Source organism: Streptomyces sp. NPDC048664 (assembly GCF_040650555.1).
Taxonomy (GTDB): domain Bacteria; phylum Actinomycetota; class Actinomycetes; order Streptomycetales; family Streptomycetaceae; genus Streptomyces.
Genome location: NZ_JBEZHK010000010.1, coordinates 123,513 through 143,384, shown reverse-complemented (window position 1 = coordinate 143,384; position 19,872 = coordinate 123,513). Strand labels below are relative to the sequence as shown.

The following is a 19,872-nucleotide window of genomic DNA, read 5'->3' as shown; positions in this document are numbered from 1 at the left end:
CATCCTAAGGACGCGGCGCGCCGCCCTCCCCGGTCATGTCGTCGGATAACCGATCCGACTCGGAATCGTTATCGCCCACACCGCCTGTGAACTGCGCTTATCCATGAATGACATAGGGATCGTCCGGGCGTTGAACGATTCATGGGACCCATCGGATGCATGGGGCGATAAGCGGACAGTCACCCTCTACTGGGCCGCCGGGCGGAGGAGGCGCCCCCACATGACGTCACGTCACGCCTGCGCCCTCCAGGTGCGGTTGCGGCACCGGGTCGTGCCGGTCGCCGTCGACCGGCCCCGGCGGACCGGGCGGGGCCGTCTCCCACTCGGGCTCCGGCTCTGACCGCGGCGCGACGTCACCCCCGGCTCCCGCGTGGACTCCGGACTGCGGCTCGGTCCGGTTCGCGCGACGGAAGGCCGAGGTGCCCCGCGACAGGTCGTGTCCGATCGCCGCCGCGTCCAGATCCGCCGACAGCCATCCCTGACCGTCCCGTTGCTCGGTCCGCACCCTCAACCGCCCCTGGACGACCAGCGGATCACCGACGGACACGGACGCGCCGACGTTCGTGGCCAGGGAGCGCCGCGCCCACACCGTGAAGAAGTTGGTGTGCCCGTCCGTCCACTCGTTCTTCTCGCGGTCCAGGTAGCGCGCCGTCACCGCCAGCCGGAACCGCGCCGTGGGGCCGGTCGGCGACTCCCGGTACACCGGTTGCGTCGCGACGTTGCCGACGACACACACCGTCGTCTCGTTCATGTGAGGTTCCCTCCCTCGCCCCGCCGTGCGCGCCGGGGCTCGACGCGTACGGGCCCGTCCCGTACGGATGCGTCCGCCACGGCGGTCGTGCGCCGTGGCAGACCGCCGTCCGTACGACGGGTCGTGGGCCCCACGGTCGTGAGCCCCACGGCCCGTCGCGAGATCAGACTGCCTCCGTCGGCTCGAACCCGCTGAGCCCTGTGGGCCACCCCCGGCCTGTGGACAACCTGGTCACCCGAACGATCGGCTCCGACGCCACACCGCACGGCCCCGCTCCGTCCCGCCCCCGTCCCGCCTCAGCCGCGTGCCTCACCGCCGCCGGTCCGCGCTCACGTCCCCGGACCGGCGCCTGCCACCTTCACGAACTCCTCCCGCACCTCCCCGTACCGCAGCACTTCCGCCGCCACCGGGTCCAGCACATGGGCACGTCCGCACCCGGCCGCCGCCTCTCTCAACCGCCGCCCCGCCTCGACGCCGTGTCTGCGGGCCGGACCGCGCGCGGCCATCCCGCAGCCCCACTCGACCACGGGACCCCCGGCGGTGCCCGCCGCCACCAGCAGCGCCGCGAGCGTGAACTGCGACGGCAGGAACCCGACGAGCTGGGCCACGATCCACAGCACGCCGAGGACCTGCAGCAGCGCCATCGCCGCCTGGACGACCGTGGCCGCGGTCCACCAGCCGGGGCGCGGCGGCCGCGCCTGCGGGGCGGCGGCGACCGCCGTCAGCTCGTCCAGCGCCTGCGGCAACCCGTGCGCGCCGCGCGACGCGGCCTCCCGCACCGCCTGCGCCCACGGCGCCGGCATACCCGCCGCGGCCTGGTCCGCCACCGTCCGTACGGCCTGCTCCACGCGCTGGCGGTCCGTCCCCTCGCCCTGCACGGGCATGCGTACCAGCAGCCTGCCCGTGGACGGTTCGCGCCGTTCGCGGCACCACCGCCACAGCCGCAGCCACGGAGTGCCGCACGCACGGCTCGCGTTGCGCAGCCACTCGCGCTCGGCCGCCTCACCGGCGGCGGTCGCCCCCACCGCCTCCGTGAGCCGCTCGGTGAACTCCTCGCGGGCCTCCTCGCTGAGCCCGCCGCGACCACCGGTCGCGTAGACGGACCGCAGCCGAGCGGCCGCTGCGTCCACATCGGCACGGATCCGGCGCCCCGCCGCCCCGCGATCGGCCACGAACTGACCGAGCAGTTCACGCAGTTCGCCCACGCCGTCCCCGGTGAGAGCGGACAGGGCGAGCACGGTCGCACCCGGCTCGCCGTACTCGCCCAGCGCGATGCCGTCGCCGTCGAGCAGCCTGCGCAGATCGTCGAGGACCTGCTCGGCCGCCTCTCCCGGCAGCCGGTCCACCTGGTTGAGGACGACGAACATGACTTCGGCGTGTCCCGCCATGGGCCGCAGATAGCGCTCGTGCAGGACGGCGTCGGCGTACTTCTCCGGGTCGACGACCCACACGACCGCGTCCACCAGGGCCAGGACGCGATCCACCTGGTCCCGGTGCTCGACCGCCGCGGAGTCGTGGTCCGGCAGGTCGATCAGGACGAGCCCTTGGAGCTGCGGCTCGCCGTCCGGCGTCTGCACGGGACGTCTGCGCTGCCGCCCCGGGATGCCGAGCCGCTCGATGAGCGAGGCCGCGCCGTCGCCCCAGGTACAGGCGATGGGCGCCGCCGTCGTCGGCCGACGCACACCGGTATCCGAGAGGGCCACCCCGGCCAGCGCGTTGAACAGGGTGGACTTTCCGCTGCCGGTGGCTCCCGCGATGGCGACGACGGTGTGCTCGCCGGAGAGTTCGCGGCGCGCGGCGGCCTCGTCGAGCACACGGCCCGCCTCGGCCAGGGTGTCGCCGTCCAGACGGGTGCGCGACAGGCCCACCAGTTCCCGCAGTGCGTCCAGCCGTGCGCGCAGGGCCTCCTCGTACACGAGCGGCTCGGACGTGCGCGGCCCCGGGGAGCGGGGCTCCACGATCGTGATCGCCTCCGGCGTGTCGGCCGCCTCAGGCAGGCGTCGGGCGATCAGTCCGTCGTCCCAGGCGGTCGCCGTCCCGGCGCCGCCCGTGCGGTCGCCCTCCGCGGCGCGGGCGTGTCCCTGCCCGTCGTCGTTCCTGGCGCCCGGGTCCGCGTCGTCCTCCACGCGCGCGTGGAGGACGACGTCCTGGTGGTGTTCCGCGTGGACGCGCGGTGCGTCGTACGGCTCGCGCGCGTACGGGACGTCGTCGCCCACGCGCGCGTGCGGTGCCCGTTCCGGTGATCGGGCCGCTCGGGCACCGCCCCGCGCGCCCCCGTCCCCCGTGTCCGCGGCCCCGCCGTGCGCCTCGTCACCGTCGCGGACGCCGTGCTCGCGCTCCGCGTCCGCGGGTCCGTGTCCATGTCGGTGCGCGTCGGCGGGGGTGCGCGAGGTGGTGCCGCGCTCAGCCGCCGTCCGATCGTCGGCCCGGCTCTGGACCCGGGCCTGAGCCCGGGCCTGGGCCTGGGCCTGGTCCCGGCCGTCGGCCCCCGACCGGCGCTCGCCCCCGGGGTGTTCGTGATCCGTGCGGTCAGTGACGCCAGCCACCGCGGTCACCTCTCCTTCTGCAGTACGGACAGTGCCGCGATGAGTTCGGCCTGGTGCTCGGCGTTGACGTCCAGGGCGTCCAAGGGGGCGAGGCGGCGCTCGCGTTCGGTCCGCAGCGCCCTGTCGACGTACTCGGACAGCAGCCGCAGGGCGCGGTCGCGCAACCGCAACGCGGCCTGCACCCCGAGCCGTTCGGCCAGCTCCTCACCGGCCGCCCCGGCCCGGCGCCCACCCAGCAGTGCGGTGGCGGCGAGGGCGGTCACCGACTCGGCGTCCTGCGCGCCGCTCTTGTCCAGGTCGCGCACCTGCTCCTCGGTGTACTCCTCAAGGACGCGCCGCCAGCGCCGTACCGTCACCCCGATACGGTGCTCGGCGCTCTCCGGCTCGGGGTCACGGTGCGTCAACCCCGGTGTTCCCGCGCCCGGCTCACGGCGCCACGCCTCGTCGATGTGCTCGTCGGCGGCGGTGACGGCGCACAGCAGCAGGACACCCAGGCTCTCGGTGAGAGCGTCCAGCAGTTCACCCGCGGTGGAGTCCAGGGGATAGCCGCGCCACCGCCTCAGGGCGTCGCCCGCGAGGACGGCACCGGACTTCAACCGGCTGCGTACGCGCGCGTGCTCACGGTCGTAGGCGGACTCGACGGCCGCGGTGAGGCGGAGGGCGGCGGCGTACTGCGCGGCGGCGGCACCGGCGAGTTCGGGCATCCGGGACCTGAGCGAGTCCAGGACTCCCTGCGCGGTCCGGGAGAGCGCCGCCTCGCGGGCGGCGGGGTCGTGCACCTGGTAGGTGAGCCAGGCGCGCAGAGGGGCGACGGCCGTGGCCGGCAGGAGGCCTCCTCCCCAGGCGGACTCGGGCAGTTCGGGCACCGTGAACCGGGGCACCTCGCCGAGTCCGGCCTTCGTCAGGAGGGCGCCGTACTGCCGCGACACATCGGACACGACCTGATGCGGCACGCGGTCGAGCACGGTGATCAGGGTCGCCCGGTGCGCCTTGGCGGTCCGCAGCAGATGCCAGGGCACGGCGTCGGCGTACCGGGCGGCGGTGGTGACCAGGACCCAGATGTCGGCCGCGCTGATCAGTTCGGCGGCCAGGACCCGGTTGCCGGCGACCAGCGAGTCGATGTCGGGTGCGTCCAGGAGGGCGAGGCCGCGCGGGAGGCTGTCCGCGGTCTCGATCCGCAGGACGCGCTCCTGGCTCCCGACGATGTCGTGCAGATCGTCGTCGGTCTCCTGGTGAGGAACCCAGACGCGGGTGAGGTCGGGCAGCACGCGCATGCCGCTGAACCAGTGGTGGTCCTCGGGATGGCACACCAGGACCGGCGTGCGGGTGGTGGGCCGCAGCACGCCGGCCTCGCTGACTCTTCGCCCCACGAGCGAGTTGACGAGGGTCGACTTGCCGGCACCGGTGGATCCGCCGATGACGGCCAGCAGAGGCGCTTCAGGCTCTCTCAGCCGGGGCACCAAGTAGTCGTCGAGCTGTGCGAGAAGTTCGTCGCGGTTGGCACGCGCGCGGGGAGCCCCCTGGAGGGGCAACGGGAAGCGTGCGGCAGCGACACGGTCGCGCAGGACGGAGAGTGTGTCGAGCAGCTGAGGCCGTACGTCCAAGGTCACCACATGCGAAGAATGCCCAATTTTGGCGTCTTTCTGAAGCATATGGCGGTGCCTGCGCGCCGACAGGACACATGGGATGGAAGGGATGACCGGGACACAGGCATAACGAGTGCACAACACCCGGCGCGCCGGGTGCGAAAAGCCGTGCACGATTCGCACCTGCCTGCGATTATCGGGATCGCTTCACTGAACCTCCACATCGAGCCACGGAGGCGAAGCGACAGGGACAAGGAACCCGGAGCCCTATCCTTGTGCCCGGCAAGGTCACGGCTGGGCCCACACCCGGGCACCATGACAGACCACCACACCGGCCCCCGTAGCTCAGTGGATAGAGCAGGCGCCTTCTAAGCGCTTGGCCGCAGGTTCGAGTCCTGCCGGGGGCGCCGCGTCCTCACAGCTCAGAGGAAAAACCCGTAGCCCGCCACACGACTGCTCGTGGCGGGCTCTTCGTCGCTCGGGCGGTGGGGCTCAGCGGAGGCGGCGCGTCGACTCGCCCTTCAGGAACGCCTCGAGGTCCTCCACCCTGCCCTCGACGGACGCCCGGTTCGCGGACCGCGGCGCGGAGCCCTCAGTGGCCCTTGAGCGGAAGGCCGCCGAGCAACCGGGCGGGGCCCTTCGGGCCGTTGAGGTCGTTCGTGGCGGTCTTCACGGCGCTGAGCGGCGAGTGCCTGTTCTCGGTGTCCAGGCCGTCGGACCGGTGCGAGAGGGGGTTCACGCCGAGCGACTTCTGACTGGTGACGGTCTGCAGGGCGCCGCCGACGCTGGTGGGGGCGGTGTCGAGGGCGAAGGCGGGGGCGCAGACACCGGTGACGGCGAGGGAACCGGCGACGACAGCGGCGGCCTTGAAGGACTTCATCGTCTTCCTTTCTGCGGCGACTCACGTCACCGGGAGATGGGTACCGCGAGACGGGTACGAACTGGCTAACGAGCCCCCGGACCCACGGAAACCCCGCATGGGCAGGATTCCTGCCGCCATGCGGGGTCGTCGGGTGCCGTCACGCCACGGCGGCCGGGCTCAGGCCGACTCGTTGGAAGGAACCCCCGTGACGGTCGGCATGGGAGGGAGCGGGGGCATCGGCGGCAGCGTGGGCAGGTCGGGAAGGCTCGGCACGCGGCCTCCGGCCACGCCGGACAGGACGACCTTGACCAGGGAGGTCAGGACGTTCGCGGCCGCGGGCAGGACCCGGCCCGTGTCTCCCGCGGTGACCGTCGCGATCAGCTTGTCCACGGCGTCCTGGAGGGCGGCGAGCGCATTGGCCTGCACGGGTGAGAGCGTGGGCGAGGGTGAGCCGGCGGTTCCGGAGGCCTTGGCGATGGCGTCCCTCACCGCCTTGCCGAGCTTCGCGGCCCGGTCCGCGGGCAGCCGCCCGTCGTGGGCCTTGAGCACGGCGTTGAGCAGATCGGCGACCGGGGGTACGACACCTCCGGCGTCGGCCAGATCCCGGATCCGCGCCCGGAGCCCGTCGACGGAGCCGACGGGGGCGGTCACCTCGGTGCGGCCGCGCGGCGAGGTGTCGGCGGCGACGGCGGCGGATCCGGCCGTGCCGAGCACGAGCACGGCGCAGAGGGCGGAGGAGGCAAGGCGTCGCACCGGCAGATCACGCATGGGGGTTCCCTTCGTAGTGAGCCTTCGTGCTTGCGTTCACCGTGAAAGGGGACAAAGACTCCTGCAACCGGGCGAACGCCCTCCGTAGTCGTGGGGCTCCGCGGTCTCGCGCGTCTTCCCAGGTGGGGGGCCGTTCGAACGCGTCATGGGACGCTCCGCCCGTTCGGGGTACCGCCGGTCGGCCGTACGTTTCCCACAGGCGGGTACGCCAACCGGCCGCCTCCAGGGGAGAGCGGCCGGCAGAAGGGGCGGCCGGGGTCCTTCGTTCGGATCAGACCGGACCGGGGAGCGGAGCCCCGCCCGCCCGGTGTGATCCGCACGAGAGGCCCTGAGGCGTCAGCCGTTGACGCAGGAGTTGCCGAACGCGGGGTTCAGCAGACCGACGACGTCGATCGTGTTCCCGCACACGTTGACCGGGACGTGCACCGGGACCTGCAGGACGTTGCCCGACAGGACGCCCGGAGAGTTGTCGGCGGCACCGTTGGCACCGCTGTCGGCGGCGGCGATGCCGGCGGCGCCCGCCACAGCCGCAGCGGCAACGGAGGTCAGGGCCAGGCTCTTCGCGATACGCGACATGGAGAGATACTCCTTGGATCGTCACAACAGCCGGGCCGAATGCCCGACGCAGAGTCAACTGCGGGGTGCCCGCCCGGGTTGCGCCTCCTTTGGAGTGATGTCCGACAGCCCCGCGCTTTACGCGTTCGACACTCCGCGCGCCCCTGTCCGCGCCTTGTCCGAATGTCCGGACAAGGTGTGCACGGCCGCCTCCGGCGCGGATCGCCGGCGCCCTCACATGTGTCTACGCGGAACCCGAAACCGCAGACACTGTGTCGGGCCCGCCCGGGGCGTATGCCTGGTGTGATGGACCCATGGCCGGGACCGCGCCCCGACCGCCCACGGTCCGGCGCGAGACGCACGACCGGGACGTCCCGGCCCGACGCCGCCATCTGCGAAGGAGTACTGGGCATGACGAAGATCGTCAACCACTGGATCGGCGGCAAGTCCGTCGAAGGCGCGTCGGGCACGTTCGGACCGGTGACGGACCCGGCGACCGGCGCGGTCACCACGAAGGTCGCCTTCGCGAGCGTGGAGGAGGTGGACACGGCCGTCGCCACGGCCAAGGACGCGTACCGGACGTGGGGCCAGTCCTCGCTCGCCCAGCGCACCTCGATCCTCTTCAGGTTCCGGGCGCTGCTCGACGAGCATCGCGACGAGATCGCCGAGCTGATCACCGCCGAGCACGGCAAGGTCCACGGCGACGCGCTCGGCGAGGTGGCGCGCGGCTTGGAGATCGTCGACCTGGCCTGCGGCATCAGCGTCCAGCTGAAGGGGGAGCTGTCCACGCAGGTGGCCAGCCGGGTGGACGTGGCCGCGATCCGGCAGCCGCTGGGCGTCGTCGCCGGCATCACGCCGTTCAACTTCCCGGCGATGGTCCCGATGTGGATGTTCCCGATCGCCATCGCGTGCGGCAACACCTTCGTCCTGAAGCCCTCCGAGAAGGACCCGTCGGCGGCCGTCCGCCTGGCCGAGCTGCTGGCGGAGGCGGGCCTGCCGGACGGCGTGTTCAACGTCGTCCACGGCGACAAGGTGGCCGTGGACCGACTCCTCGAACACCCGGACGTCAAGGCGGTGTCCTTCGTCGGCTCCACGCCGATCGCCCGCTACATCCACACCACCGCCTCCGCGAACGGCAAGCGCGTCCAGGCGCTGGGCGGCGCGAAGAACCACATGCTGGTCCTGCCGGACGCCGACCTGGACGCGGCGGCCGACGCCGCGGTCTCCGCGGCGTACGGCTCCGCGGGCGAGCGCTGCATGGCCATCTCGGCCGTCGTCGCCGTCGGCGCCATCGGTGACGAGCTGGTGGAGAAGATCCGCGAGCGGGCCGAGAAGATCAAGATCGGGCCGGGCGGCGACCCGTCCTCGGAGATGGGCCCGCTGATCACCAAGGCGCACCGCGACAAGGTGGCCTCCTACGTGGCGGGCGCGGCCGAGGAGGGCTCCGAGGTGGTCCTGGACGGCACCGGGTACACCGTCGAGGGCCACGAGGACGGCCACTGGATCGGCATCTCCCTGCTCGACAGGGTGCCGACCTCGGCGAAGGCCTACCGGGACGAGATCTTCGGCCCCGTGCTGTGCGTGCTGCGCGCCGAGACCTACGAGGAGGGCGTGGCCCTCATCAACGCCTCGCCGTTCGGCAACGGCACCGCGATCTTCACCCGGGACGGCGGCGCGGCCCGCCGCTTCCAGCTGGAGATCGAGGCGGGCATGGTCGGCGTGAACGTGCCGATCCCGGTGCCGGTGGGCTACCACTCCTTCGGCGGCTGGAAGGACTCGCTCTTCGGCGACCACCACATCTACGGCAACGACGGCACCCACTTCTACACCCGCGGCAAGGTCGTCACCACGCGCTGGCCGGACCCGTCCGAGGCTCCTGCGGGCGTCGACCTCGGGTTCCCGCGCAACCACTGAAGGTGACCCCGCGCCCCACCGGCGCCCGTCGGGCCGTTCGCCATGCGGACGGCCCGACCTTTTTTTGTCGGCCGCCCTTCGATTCCCGCGCAGCCGGGATCAAACGGGTGACGCAGGTCGGAAATCACAATTCCCTTCGAAAGCAAGGTCACATTCCCAACAGGCTTGATGAATGAACCAGTAGGGCTCGATGTCCTGGGAAACGGGTGTGGCCCGCGTCGCACTACGACTACGGATTCCGAAGGTGAACGGCCATTGACGGCACGGTTTTCGTCGGGGTTCCATCAGCGCCGGGAGCGGACGAGAAGACGTACGACGAGAGCCGCCGGAGGCGATAGCGCTCCCACCGCACATCTGCCGCACGAGTCGATCGGAACCGCCGCATGACCGACACGCTCCGCCCTGTCGAGAACGCCGTCATCGAGGTGTCGGACAGCCCCCAGAAGCTCAAGCGTTCCATCGGCGTCGTCGGCGGCACCCTGCTCACGCTGTCGTGCGTGACACCCGCCTCCACCCTCTTCGTGGTCGTCCCCGACCTGTTCGGCTCCCTGGGCACCGCCACCGCCCTGGCGATCGCCATCGGCTCCCTCCTCTGCGTCGCCGTGGCGTTCTGCTACTCGGAGCTCGGCACCCTGATCCCCAGCGCCGGCGGCGAGTACGCCATGGTCTCGACGCTGGCCGGGCGGCTCGCGGGCTGGCTGGTCTTCGTCCTGTCCCTGCTCGTCGTCATGATCGTGCCGCCGGTGATCGCGATGGGCACGGCGGACTACCTGGCGCCCCTCGTCCACCTGGATCCGGCGATGACGGGGGCCGGGGTCATGCTGCTGGCGACCCTCGCCGGACTGCTCGACCTGCGGGCCAACGCCTGGATCACCGGCATCTTCCTGGTCCTCGAGGTCGTGGCGGCGGGAGTCGTCGCGGTCCTCGGCTTCGCCCACGGCGAGCGCGGCGCCGGCAGCCTCGTCTCGATGCAGGTGACCGGCTCCGGGGGCCACACGGACACCGTGACGGCCATGATGGTGGTCTCCGGGCTCGCCATCGCCCTCTTCGTCACCCAGGGCTTCTCCACGGCTGTCTACCTCTCCGAGGAACTCGAGCACCCGCGCCGCACCGTCGCCCGTACGGTCCTCGCCACCCTCGCCATCTCCTCGGTCATCATCCTGGTCCCGGTCGCCGCGATCACCATGGGCGCCCCCGACCTGAAGGCGCTGACGGGCGGCGACCTCAGCACCATGGTCACGGCCTGGTCCAACTCGGCCGTCGGCACCTTCGTCAGCCTCTGCGTGGCCCTCGCCATCATCAACGCGGGCATCGTCATGGTGATCCAGAACTCCCGTGTGCTGTTCGCCTCGGCCCGCGACAAGGCGTGGCCCGAGCCGGTGAACAACGCGCTGTCCAGGCTGGGCCGGTTCGGCTCCCCGTGGGTCGCCACGCTGCTGGTCGGCGTCCCCGGCGCGCTGCTGTGCTTCGTCGACCTCGACACGCTGTACGGCGTCACGGGCGTCTCCGTGACCGGCATGTACCTGCTCGTCGCGGCGGCGGCCCTGCTGGCCCGGCGCGGCCGGCACGCGACGACCCGGGCCTGGCGGATGCCGCTGTGGCCCGCCGTACCGGTCCTGCTGATCGTGGTCCTCGGCTACGTCCTCACCCAGCAGGACACGAGCTACCTGCTGTGGACGGGCGGCATCATGGCGGTCGCGACGCTGTACTGGCTGCTCTACCTCCGTCCGCGCCGCGCCACCCGTTGGCTGGTGTCGATCCCGGACGACGCGCAGGCCTGACACGGCTGCCAGGGCCGGGGGCACTCGCGCCCGAAGAACCGTATGCGGCCGCGTGCGGCGTACCGCGGACGCGGTACGCCGCACGCGGCCGTACACCCCCGGGAGGGGCCGGAGTTCCACCGGGCGGCCGCTGAGGATGTCGGTGGCGGCCTCTACCGTGGTGCCATGAACCTTCGACTGCCCGCGATCCGGCGGCTGCTGGGGCTCGCGGCGCCGCGCCGGTGGGCCGTGGCCGCCGTGGCCGCGGTCGTCCTCGTGGTGGCCGGTGTCGGGACCTGGACGGCGGTCGCCTCGGGCGGAACGCCCGCCGTGCACCGCACCGACCGGGTCATGGACATGGGCGGCGGGGTGCGGATCGACACGTCGTACTTCACCTCCTCCGCCGCCGGCCGCCGCCCCGCCGTCCTGCTGGCGCACGGCTTCGGCGGCAGCAAGAACGACGTCAGGGGCCAGGCCGAGGACCTCGCGCGCGACGGGTACGCGGTGCTGACCTGGTCGGCCCGCGGCTTCGGCAGGTCCACCGGCAGGATCGGGCTGAACGACCCCCAGGGCGAGGTCCGCGACGTCTCACGGCTGATCGACTGGCTGGCGAAGCGGCCCGAGGTCCGGCTCGACCGGCCCGGCGACCCCCGCGTGGGCGTCGCGGGCGCCTCCTACGGCGGGGCGATCGCCCTGCTGGCCGCCGGGTACGACCACCGGGTGGACGCCACCGCCCCGGCGATCACGTACTGGAACCTGGCCGACGCCCTGTTCCCCGACGGCGTGTTCAAGAAGCTGTGGGCGGGCGTCTTCATGAACACCGGCGGAGGCTGCGCCCGGTTCACCCCCGAGCTGTGCCGGATGTACGAGCGGGTCGCCGAGTCCGGGAAGCCGGACGCGCGGGCCCGCGCCCTCCTGGAGCGGCGCTCCCCGTCCGCGGTCGGCAGGAGCATCAAGGTGCCCACGCTCCTCCTCCAGGGCCAGTCCGACTCGCTGTTCCCGCTCGGCCAGGCGGACGCGGCGGCCCGGGCGATCAGGGCGAGCGGCGCGCCCGTGGACGTCGACTGGATCGCGGGCGGCCACGACGGCGGGGACCTGGAGACGGCCCGCGTCCAGGCCCGCGTCACGGCCTGGTTCGACCACTACCTCAAGGGCGAGAAGAGCGCCGCCACCGGTCCCGCCTTCCGCGTCAGCCGATCCGGCGGGATCGACTCCACGGACGGCACCGCCCTGCTGCGCGGTGCGAGCGGCACGGCGTACCCGGGGCTGGACGGCGGGCGTCACGCGATCGCCCTCAGCGGTCCGCGGCAGAGCTTCGCGAACCCGGCCGGGGCGAGCCCGCCCGCGGTGTCGGCGCTGCCCGGCCTCGGCGGGGCGGCGGGACTGTCCCAGCTGTCGTCGCTGGGGGTCGGGGTGTCGCTGGACTTCCCGGGCCAGTACGCGCACTTCGACTCGCGGCCCGTGCGGGACACCCTGTGGATCACCGGGTCGCCGACGGCCACGGTCCATGTGACCTCCACGAGCGACGAGGCCGTGCTCTTCGGCAAGGTGTACGACGTCGGGCCGGGCGGCGCCCGGCCCGTACTGCCGTCCCAACTGGTCGCGCCCGTCCGGGTGACGGGAACGAAGGGCGCGGGCAAGGACGTCACCCTGACCCTGCCCGCCGTCGACCACGAGGTGCAGCCGGGGCACCGGCTTCGGCTGGTGCTCGCCTCGACGGACCTCGGCTACGCCTCCCCCGCCGCCCCGGCCACCTACACGGTGTCCCTGAAGAGCGCCCTGGAAGTGCCGACCGCGCCGGGGGTGACGACCGCGGCGGCCCCGCTTCCCGCCTGGGTGTGGTGGCTCCCCCTGGCCGGAGCGCTGCTCGCCCTGGCCCTGTCGGCGACCGGCCGCCGCCGCAGGACGGCACCGGCACCCGACCCGGCACTGGCCGCCGTACCCCTGCAGATCACGGGCCTGAGCAAGCGGTACGCGAAGTCCGCCGACCGGTACGCGGTGCGGGACCTGTCCTTCCGGGTGGAGCCGGGCCAGGTGCTGGGCCTGCTGGGACCGAACGGCGCGGGCAAGACCACGACGCTGCGCATGCTGATGGGCCTGATCACGCCGGACGGCGGGGAGATCCGGGTCTTCGGCCATGCGATCCGCCCCGGCGCCCCCGTGCTGTCCCGGGTCGGTGCCTTCGTGGAGGGTGCCGGGTTCCTGCCGCATCTGTCCGGCCGGGAGAACCTGGAGCTGTACTGGCGGGCGACGGGACGCCCACCCGAGGACGCCCGCCTGGACGAGGCACTGGAGATCGCCGGGCTGGGCGACGCGCTGGCCCGGGCGGTGCGCACCTACTCCCAGGGCATGCGTCAGCGTCTGGCCATCGCCCAGGCGATGCTCGGCCTGCCGGACCTGCTGATCCTGGACGAGCCGACGAACGGGCTCGACCCGCCGCAGATCAGGGAGATGCGCGAGGTCATGATCCGGTACGCGGCGGCGGGCCGCACGGTGATCGTCTCCAGCCATCTGCTGGCCGAGGTCGAGCAGTCGTGCACCCATCTGGTGGTCATGGACCGGGGACGGCTGGTGCAGGCGGGCCCCGTGGACGAGATCGTGGGCTCCGGCGACACCCTGCTCGTCGGGCTGGCGGCCATGGTCACGGACCCGCTGGTGGAGAAGGTGGCCGCGCTGCCCGGCGTGGAGTCGGCGGTCCGCGCGGAGGGCGGCCTGCTCATCCGGCTCGCCCCGGCAGCGGCGCCGGAACCGGCCCTGTCCGCGGCGGGCCCGGTGCCCCCGCCCTCCGCGACGTCCCCGCAGGACATGGCGGAACCGGTCGGCGTCCGGCCGCTCGTCGTCGAACCGCTGGTCACCGAGCCGGTGGGCGTGGAACCGGTGGCCGTGGAACCGGCCGGGGCCCTCGGGTCCGCTGCCGCCGCCCGGCTTCTGGCCGAACTCGTACGGCTGGACGTCCCGGTGGCCTCGCTCGGCCCCCACCGGAGGCTGGAGGACGCCTTCCTCACCCTGATCGGAGGTTCCGCATGAGTGCGCTCGCCGAACGGCCGGAGACGGCGGACGGATACCGGCCCCTGCGGACGCTGCCCCTGCGCGTGGAGCTCGTCCGGCAGCTGAAGCGGCGCCGCACGCTCGTCATGGGCGCGATCCTGGCCCTGCTCCCCTTCGTCCTGCTCATCGCCTTCGCCGTCGGGGGCGACCCGGGCAGCCGCAACGGCCGGATCACCCTGATGGACACGGCGACCGCCTCGGGCGCCAACTTCGCCGCGGTGAACCTCTTCGTCTCCGCCGGGTTCCTGCTGGTCATCCCGGTCGCCCTGTTCTGCGGTGACACCGTCGCCTCGGAGGCGAGCTGGTCCTCGCTGCGCTATCTGCTGGCCGCGCCGGTCCCCCGCGCCCGACTGCTGTGGTCCAAGCTCACGGTGGGACTCGGCATGAGCCTCGCGGCCATGGTGCTGCTGCCCCTCGTCGCGCTCGCCGTCGGCACCGCGGCCTACGGCTGGGGGCCGCTGCAGATCCCGACGGGCGGCTCCCTGCCGGCCGGCACGGCCGCCCAGCGGCTCGCGGTCGTCGTGGCGTACATCTTCGTGTCCCAACTGGTCACCGCCGGACTGGCCTTCTGGCTGTCGACGAGGACGGACGCACCCCTCGGGGCCGTCGGCGGGGCCGTGGGCCTGACCATCGTGGGCAATGTGCTGGACGCGGTCACCGCCCTCGGCCACTGGCGCGACTTCCTCCCGGCGCACTGGCAGTTCGCCTGGGCCGACGCCGTGCAACCCCGTCCGGAGTGGGCGGGCATGATCCAGGGCACGGCGATCTCCCTCACCTACGCACTCGTGCTGTTCGCTCTCGCCTTTCGCGGCTTCGCACGCAAGGACGTCGTCTCCTAGTTCCCTTCCGGTCGCCTCTTCAGCGATGCTCCTGTGCGCTTTCCTTATGAATTCAGGGGTGGCATTCGGGTGAAATCCGCGGCATATCGATTAGCGGAGTTGCTTCGGCCGCCCATTCCTCGTTTCACAGGGTGCAGGTCGTGCGGCGAGCTGTTCACGCCGTGCTCGCTCGGCTTCTGCCGTCACAGGGGCACGACCGCACAGAAGGGAAACTTACGTGAACCACAAGAAGAGCGCCGCGGTCGCCGCAGGCGCCATCATGGCCCTCGGAATGGCTGCCCCGGCGATGGCCGACTCGGGGGCCACCGGCTCCGCCGTGGGCTCCCCCGGCGTCCTGTCCGGGAACCTCATCCAGGTCCCCGTGCACGTGCCCGTCAACGTGTGCGGCAACAGCATCGGCCTCGTCTCGCTGCTGAACCCGGCCGCCGGAAACGCCTGCATGAACGGCTGACCACGCGGTCGCCGCGGCTGATGTCGAATTTCACCAGCCCCCCGGCCGTGTCAGGGCCGACCTTGGACCGCACTCCGCGGCTCCGGGGTCGGCCTCCCCCCTTCTTCTATCTCTACCAGCAGGAAGATCAGTAGATTGCGACAGACCCTGAGCAGGGGAATGGTCGCGGCAGCCGCCGCGACGGGCATCCTGTCCCTTTGCGGCAGCCCGGTGTTCGCGGACTCCAGCGCCGACGGCACCGCGACCGGATCGCCAGGCGTCGCCTCCGGCAACACCATCCAGGTCCCCCTGGACCTCCCCGTGAACCTCTGCGGCAACACGATCAACGTGCTCGGCGCTCTGAACCCGGCCTCCGGCAACGCCTGCGGCAACGGCTCCGACATGGAGACGCCCCCGGACACCGGCGTCGCCGGCCTCCCGGACGACCCCGACTGCCCGGACACCCCCGTCACGCCCGACAACCCGGGCACGCCCACGACGCCGGTGACGCCCAGCACGCCGAGCACGCCCACCACGCCGACGACCCCCAGCACGCCGAGCACGCCCACCACGCCGACGACGCCCAGCACCCCGGCGACCCCCACCACCCCGGTCACTCCGGCGGGGAACCCGGACGGCAGCCACCCCGTGCAGCAGGCGAGCACGCCGGACACGACGCCTCAGCTCGCCGAGACCGGTAGTGAGGGACTGCTCGCGGCCTCGGCGGTCAGCGTCGCGATGCTGGCCGGCGGACTCGTGCTGTACCGGCGCGGCCGGGCCACGTCGCAGCGCTGACGCACCGGGTGCCGGACGCATCGGCCGTCCGGCACCGTGCCCCGCATCGCGCCTCCTCCGCGGTTCGCGGCCCGAGGGTGGCACCCGTTCCCACGGGTGCCACCCTCGGGCCGTTCGCGTTGCCGCTGACCTCTCACCCTCGAACCCGCACTCGTCGCTGAGGCCGAAGCCACCGGGGCCGAATTCGACGTGCGTGTCACAAAGAACTCCCTTGTGTCACACATGTCTCGCATACGCGGGTCTTCTGTCACACCCGCTTCACAGCCCCAGTCCCCTTCGCGGACCACGTCGTTGAGGGAGCACAGGGTTCGTGATCACCAGCGCAGCGTCCGGCTCCCCAGACGGCTCACCCTGCCGCCGCCGCGATGCCGCGCGGGGAGGTGCCATTGATGACCGAAAGCCGCCTGTGGTCCTACAAGGAGATCGCCGCGCACATCCAGGTGCAGCCGGACACCGTGAGGTCCTATCGAAAGCACGGGCTACTGCCACCACCTGATCATGTGGAGAGCGGAAAGCCCTACTGGTACGCCGACACGGTCCGAGCCTGGGTGGCGTCCCGCCCCAGCAACCGGGGCCGCGCACACCCTTGAGGATCGCCATGCCCGCCGAGTGGCCCGCCTCGCCCAGGGAAGCGGGCCACTCGGTCCCTTCGCAACAGGCCCTAACCGCGCGCGCCGGCCGTGTCCCGGTCGGGTTCGCGGTTCAGGTCCACACCGCGCTCCCGGTCGTCCGGCTTCTCCTCGACCTTCTCCTCGACCGCCGCGACCGATTCCTCGTCGCGCAGGCCGAAGCGCTGGTGGAAGGCCCGCAGCGGTGCGGGAGCCCACCAGGTAGCCCGGCCGGTCATCCGCATCACCGCCGGAACCAGCAGACTGCGCACGACCATCGCGTCCATCAGGACCGCCAGCGCGATCCCCAGGCCCAGCATCTTGGTGTTGGTCACCCGCGAGGTGCCGATGGCGACCATCACCACCGCCAGGATGACCGCCGCCGCGGTGATCAGGCCGCCGGTGCGCTGCAGTCCGAAGCGGACCGCCTCGCGGTGGTCGCCCGTGCGGTCGTACCCCTCCTTGATGCGCGAGAGCAGGAACACCCCGTAGTCCATGGAGAGTCCGAAGGCCACGCAGAACATCAGGACCGGCAGGGTCGTCTCGATCGAGCCCGGGCTGGTGAAGCCGAGCAGACCCGACAGGTGGCCGTCCTGGAAGACCCAGACGACGGCGCCGAACATCGCCGTCAGGCTCAGCGCGTTGAGCAGCACCGCCTGGACGGGGATGAGGACGCTGCCGGTCAGCAGGAAGACCAGGAGGAGGGTCACCGCGGCGATGAAGCCCGCCGCCCAGGGCAGCCGATCGGCTATCGCGTGCTTGGAATCCACCAGGACCGTGGCGGTACCGGTGACGGACGCCTCGAACGGGGCGGGGACGGCACGCAGATCACCGACCAGCCGCTGGGCGTCCGCGTCGACGGCCTCACCCCTCGGCTGCACCGTGAAGTACGCCTTGTCGCCCTGGACGAGGGGTCCGTCCACGCGCACCACCTCGGGAAGCCGGGCGACCCGGTCCTTGTAGGCGGCGTACTGCGCGGCGGTCGCACGCCCTTCGGCCAGCACCTCCAGGCCGCCGCCCGGGGTCCCCGGGAATCCGTCGCGTATGTGCTGCTGCACCACATGGGACTCGGCGCCCGAGGGCAGCTGGCGGTCGTCCGCCGTACCGAACTTCACGCCCAGGAAGGGAAGTCCGAGGATCACGAGGCCGGCCGTGGTGGCCGCGGCGAACAACGGGGCGCGCCGCATCACCAGCGTCGCCACCCTGCTCCAGCCGCCGCCCGCCGCGGGCTCGCGCCGGGGACCGCGCCGGAACAACCGCCTCAGATCCAGTGCGTTCACCCGGTGGCCCAGCAGCACCAGGGCGGCGGGCAGCAGGACGAGCGCGGCTCCGGCGGCCAGCAGCACCACCGCGATGCCCGCGTAGGCGAAGGAGCGCAGGAAGTACTGGGGGAAGACCAGCATCGCGGCGAGCGAGACGGCGACGGTCAGGGCCGAGAACAGGACGGTACGGCCGGCGGTGCGCAGGGTGGCGGCGACGGCTTCCAACGGGGTCGCGTCGCCGACGAGTTCCTCACGGAAGCGGCGGACGATGAACAAGGCGTAGTCGATGGCGAGGCCGAGGCCGAGCGCCGTGGTGAGGTTCAGCGCGAAGACGGAGACGTCCGTGAACGAGGTGATCCCCCGCAGCACCGCGTTGGTGCCCAGGATGGCGACGATGCCGACGCCCAGGGGCAGCATGGCCGCGACGGCGCTGCCGAACACCATCACCAGCAGGACCAGTGTGATCGGCAGGGCGATGATCTCGGCGCTGGTCAGGTCCTCGCGGATGGTCGTCTCCATCTCGGAGCGCACCGCGACCGGGCCGCCGATCCTGACCACCACCGGGCCGCGCGTGCCCCGGTAGTGGGGGGCTATGCGGTCCAGGGTGTCGTTGGCGGCCTTCTCCTCGCCCGTGATGTGTGCCGCTATCAGCGCCTCGTGTCCGTCCTTCGCCCGTAGTGCGGGCGCGCCCGACCGCCAGTAGGAGCCGACGCCGGTGACTCCTGGCTCACCGGCGAGCCGTGCGGTCAGCCGCTTCGCCTCCGCCGCGACCGCCGGGTCGTCCACCGATCGGCTCCCCGCGTCGAGGAGGAGCAGCAGATTGGGCTGCGAGGCGGGGAACTCCCGCTCCAGTGCCTGGGTCGCGTAGGTGGACTCGGCGGCCGGGTCCTGCCAGCTGCCGCTGCCCAACCGGTCGGCGACCCCGTTTCCCGCGACCACCGCGAGGGCCGCGAGCAGCAGGGCGAGGAGGAGCGACAGGCGCGGGCGCGCCGTCACGAACCGCGTCCAGCCGCCGGGCCGCGCCCGCGGCTCGTCGCCGCCGGCCCGGTCCGGGCTCCCGCTCCCCTCCTCCGGACGTCCGGCCCCCTGGCCCGGCCCGGCCCCGGCCCCGGCCCCGACGGCCTCGCCGGTCCCCCCGGCGGCCCGGTCGTTGACTTCGGTCATGATGCGGTGTGCCCTTCACCGAGACCCCGCATCCCGTACATCCGTGCAGGCAGCATGGGTCGTCCATTGCCATAGAATGGCAAACACGAATGGTCGCTCGCGTTTCCTAAGAATGCGAGCGGTCGCTCACGTTTGTCAATCGCGTTCCGAGAGTTGGGGATAACGCGTGCCCAGGAGCCAGCAGACCGACGGACCGGCGACCGAGCCGGCCGAGCGGCGGGAGCCGCCGCGAGAACAGCGGGAGCCGCGGGAGCGGCAGGAGCCACCGGGATCACCGGAGCCACGGGAGGCGCGGGAGTCGTCCGAGGCGCGGGAGCGGGCCGAGTCGCCGGAGCAGGCCGAGGCCAGGCCGCGCCGGCGGCAGGCCCGCGGCGAGCGCCGTATCGCGCAGCTCCTCCAGGCCGCCGCGGCCGTCTTCTGCCGTACCGGCTACACCGCCGCGAGCACCAACGCGATCGCGCGCGAGGCGGGCGTCTCCCCGGGCACGCTCTACCAGTTCTTCCCGAACAAGGAGGCGATCGCCGTCGGCCTCGGGGAGCAGCTGCTCCAGCAGTGGCAGGAGTCGTCGGAGCGGGCCCTCGCCGACGCCCACCTCGCGCTCCCGCTGGACGAGATGCTGGACGCGGCACTCGACCCGCTGATCGCGTTCAACGTCGAGAACCCGGCCTTCGGTGTGCTGCTGCACGGCCCCGACACCCCCGGGGCGATCGCCCAGGAGCACAACGCCGTGCACGACGCCTCGCTCACCCGTATCGAGGCGCTGATCGCGGGCTATCTGCCGAGCGCCGCGCCCGACGAGCGCGCCCGCACCGCGAACATGCTGCTCGGCCTGTTCAAGGCCGGACTCGATCTGATCATGTCGCACGAGGGCGGGGAGCGGCAGGCGTACATCAGCGAGCTCAAGACCGCCATGCACCGGTATCTCAGCCCCCTCCAGGACGGCACCCCCCGCTGAGGACACACGCCCCGCCGACCCCGCGCGAC

The 19,872-nt window shown here is 72.5% G+C and carries 15 protein-coding genes and 1 tRNA gene; 9 read left to right on the top strand and 7 right to left on the bottom strand.

Features of this window, described 5'->3' with window-relative positions; genetic code table 11:
- Positions 1-226: 226 nt before the first annotated feature.
- The 3 genes from AB0C59_RS13870 to AB0C59_RS13860 all read right to left on the bottom strand — a co-directional run bounded on the left by AB0C59_RS13870 (position 227) and on the right by AB0C59_RS13860 (position 4,910).
- Complete coding sequence (locus tag AB0C59_RS13870; protein WP_363003982.1) at positions 227-751, bottom strand: single-stranded DNA-binding protein; 525 nt, start codon at positions 749-751, stop codon at positions 227-229.
- A gap of 329 nt (positions 752-1,080) precedes the next feature.
- Positions 1,081-3,306 (bottom strand): GTPase, encoded by a 2,226-nt coding sequence (locus tag AB0C59_RS13865; protein ID WP_363003980.1) that lies wholly within the window; start codon positions 3,304-3,306, stop codon positions 1,081-1,083.
- Positions 3,303-4,910, bottom strand: a complete 1,608-nt coding sequence (locus AB0C59_RS13860; RefSeq protein WP_363003978.1) for a dynamin family protein — start codon at positions 4,908-4,910, stop codon at positions 3,303-3,305. Before AB0C59_RS13860 ends, AB0C59_RS13865 begins: the two co-directional genes overlap by 4 nt.
- Before the next feature lie 307 nt (positions 4,911-5,217).
- Between AB0C59_RS13860 and AB0C59_RS13855 the strand changes: the two genes are divergently transcribed.
- A tRNA-Arg gene (locus AB0C59_RS13855) sits at positions 5,218-5,290 on the top strand.
- A 185-nt stretch (positions 5,291-5,475) separates the two neighbouring features.
- Here AB0C59_RS13855 and AB0C59_RS13850 read toward each other — a convergent pair.
- The 3 genes from AB0C59_RS13850 to AB0C59_RS13840 all read right to left on the bottom strand — a co-directional run bounded on the left by AB0C59_RS13850 (position 5,476) and on the right by AB0C59_RS13840 (position 7,089).
- Entirely contained in the window at positions 5,476-5,763 is a 288-nt protein-coding gene (locus AB0C59_RS13850) for a hypothetical protein (RefSeq protein ID WP_363003976.1), read from the bottom strand.
- A 159-nt stretch (positions 5,764-5,922) separates the two neighbouring features.
- Positions 5,923-6,513, bottom strand: coding sequence for a hypothetical protein (locus AB0C59_RS13845; protein ID WP_363003974.1), 591 nt, complete (start codon positions 6,511-6,513; stop codon positions 5,923-5,925).
- Between the two features lie 336 nt (positions 6,514-6,849).
- Positions 6,850-7,089, bottom strand: coding sequence for a chaplin (locus tag AB0C59_RS13840; RefSeq protein WP_363003972.1), 240 nt, complete (start codon positions 7,087-7,089; stop codon positions 6,850-6,852).
- Positions 7,090-7,479: 390 nt separating this feature from the next.
- Between AB0C59_RS13840 and mmsA the strand changes: the two genes are divergently transcribed.
- From mmsA to AB0C59_RS13805, 7 genes are all read left to right on the top strand, one after another.
- Positions 7,480-8,982 (top strand): CoA-acylating methylmalonate-semialdehyde dehydrogenase, encoded by a 1,503-nt coding sequence (gene mmsA, locus AB0C59_RS13835; RefSeq protein WP_363003970.1) that lies wholly within the window; start codon positions 7,480-7,482, stop codon positions 8,980-8,982.
- Positions 8,983-9,365: 383 nt separating this feature from the next.
- The gene (locus AB0C59_RS13830) at positions 9,366-10,763 is read left to right on the top strand and encodes an APC family permease (RefSeq protein ID WP_363003968.1); all 1,398 of its coding nucleotides are present in this window, start codon (positions 9,366-9,368) and stop codon (positions 10,761-10,763) included.
- Between the two features lie 165 nt (positions 10,764-10,928).
- Positions 10,929-13,769 carry an alpha/beta fold hydrolase gene (locus AB0C59_RS13825; protein ID WP_363003966.1) on the top strand — a complete coding sequence of 947 codons (2,841 nt, stop codon included), beginning with the start codon at positions 10,929-10,931 and terminating at the stop codon, positions 13,767-13,769.
- A complete protein-coding gene (locus tag AB0C59_RS13820) occupies positions 13,766-14,629 on the top strand; it encodes an ABC transporter permease (RefSeq protein WP_363003964.1) in 864 nt (287 codons plus the stop codon). The genes AB0C59_RS13825 and AB0C59_RS13820 overlap by 4 nt, the downstream gene beginning before the upstream one ends.
- Positions 14,630-14,888: 259 nt before the next feature.
- Positions 14,889-15,080 (top strand): chaplin, encoded by a 192-nt coding sequence (locus AB0C59_RS13815; protein WP_363004157.1) that lies wholly within the window; start codon positions 14,889-14,891, stop codon positions 15,078-15,080.
- A 135-nt stretch (positions 15,081-15,215) separates the two neighbouring features.
- Entirely contained in the window at positions 15,216-15,854 is a 639-nt protein-coding gene (locus AB0C59_RS13810; protein WP_363003962.1) for a chaplin, read from the top strand.
- A gap of 389 nt (positions 15,855-16,243) precedes the next feature.
- Positions 16,244-16,444 carry a MerR family transcriptional regulator gene (locus AB0C59_RS13805; protein ID WP_363003960.1) on the top strand — a complete coding sequence of 67 codons (201 nt, stop codon included), beginning with the start codon at positions 16,244-16,246 and terminating at the stop codon, positions 16,442-16,444.
- 71 nt (positions 16,445-16,515) lie between these two features.
- On the opposite strand, the gene AB0C59_RS13800 is transcribed toward AB0C59_RS13805, so the two are convergent.
- On the bottom strand, positions 16,516-18,888 hold the full coding sequence (locus tag AB0C59_RS13800) for an MMPL family transporter (protein ID WP_363003958.1): 2,373 nt from the start codon (positions 18,886-18,888) through the stop codon (positions 16,516-16,518).
- A gap of 166 nt (positions 18,889-19,054) precedes the next feature.
- Here AB0C59_RS13800 and AB0C59_RS13795 point away from each other — a divergent pair, with 166 nt between their 5' ends.
- Positions 19,055-19,843 carry a TetR/AcrR family transcriptional regulator gene (locus AB0C59_RS13795; RefSeq protein ID WP_363003956.1) on the top strand — a complete coding sequence of 263 codons (789 nt, stop codon included), beginning with the start codon at positions 19,055-19,057 and terminating at the stop codon, positions 19,841-19,843.
- The last annotated feature ends 29 nt before the right edge of the window (positions 19,844-19,872 follow it).

What these genes read in the sequence shown, in the direction of transcription:
- AB0C59_RS13870 (WP_363003982.1), bottom strand. Translation starts at nt 751, where the DNA reads ATGAACGAGACGACGGTGTGTGTCGTCGGCAACGTCGCGACGCAACCG.
- AB0C59_RS13850 (WP_363003976.1), bottom strand. Translation starts at nt 5,763, where the DNA reads ATGAAGTCCTTCAAGGCCGCCGCTGTCGTCGCCGGTTCCCTCGCCGTC.
- AB0C59_RS13845 (WP_363003974.1), bottom strand. Translation starts at nt 6,513, where the DNA reads ATGCGTGATCTGCCGGTGCGACGCCTTGCCTCCTCCGCCCTCTGCGCC.
- AB0C59_RS13840 (WP_363003972.1), bottom strand. Translation starts at nt 7,089, where the DNA reads ATGTCGCGTATCGCGAAGAGCCTGGCCCTGACCTCCGTTGCCGCTGCG.
- mmsA (WP_363003970.1), top strand. Translation starts at nt 7,480, where the DNA reads ATGACGAAGATCGTCAACCACTGGATCGGCGGCAAGTCCGTCGAAGGC.
- AB0C59_RS13830 (WP_363003968.1), top strand. Translation starts at nt 9,366, where the DNA reads ATGACCGACACGCTCCGCCCTGTCGAGAACGCCGTCATCGAGGTGTCG.
- AB0C59_RS13825 (WP_363003966.1), top strand. Translation starts at nt 10,929, where the DNA reads ATGAACCTTCGACTGCCCGCGATCCGGCGGCTGCTGGGGCTCGCGGCG.
- AB0C59_RS13820 (WP_363003964.1), top strand. Translation starts at nt 13,766, where the DNA reads ATGAGTGCGCTCGCCGAACGGCCGGAGACGGCGGACGGATACCGGCCC.
- AB0C59_RS13815 (WP_363004157.1), top strand. Translation starts at nt 14,889, where the DNA reads ATGGCCCTCGGAATGGCTGCCCCGGCGATGGCCGACTCGGGGGCCACC.
- AB0C59_RS13805 (WP_363003960.1), top strand. Translation starts at nt 16,244, where the DNA reads ATGACCGAAAGCCGCCTGTGGTCCTACAAGGAGATCGCCGCGCACATC.
- AB0C59_RS13800 (WP_363003958.1), bottom strand. Translation starts at nt 18,888, where the DNA reads ATGACCGAAGTCAACGACCGGGCCGCCGGGGGGACCGGCGAGGCCGTC.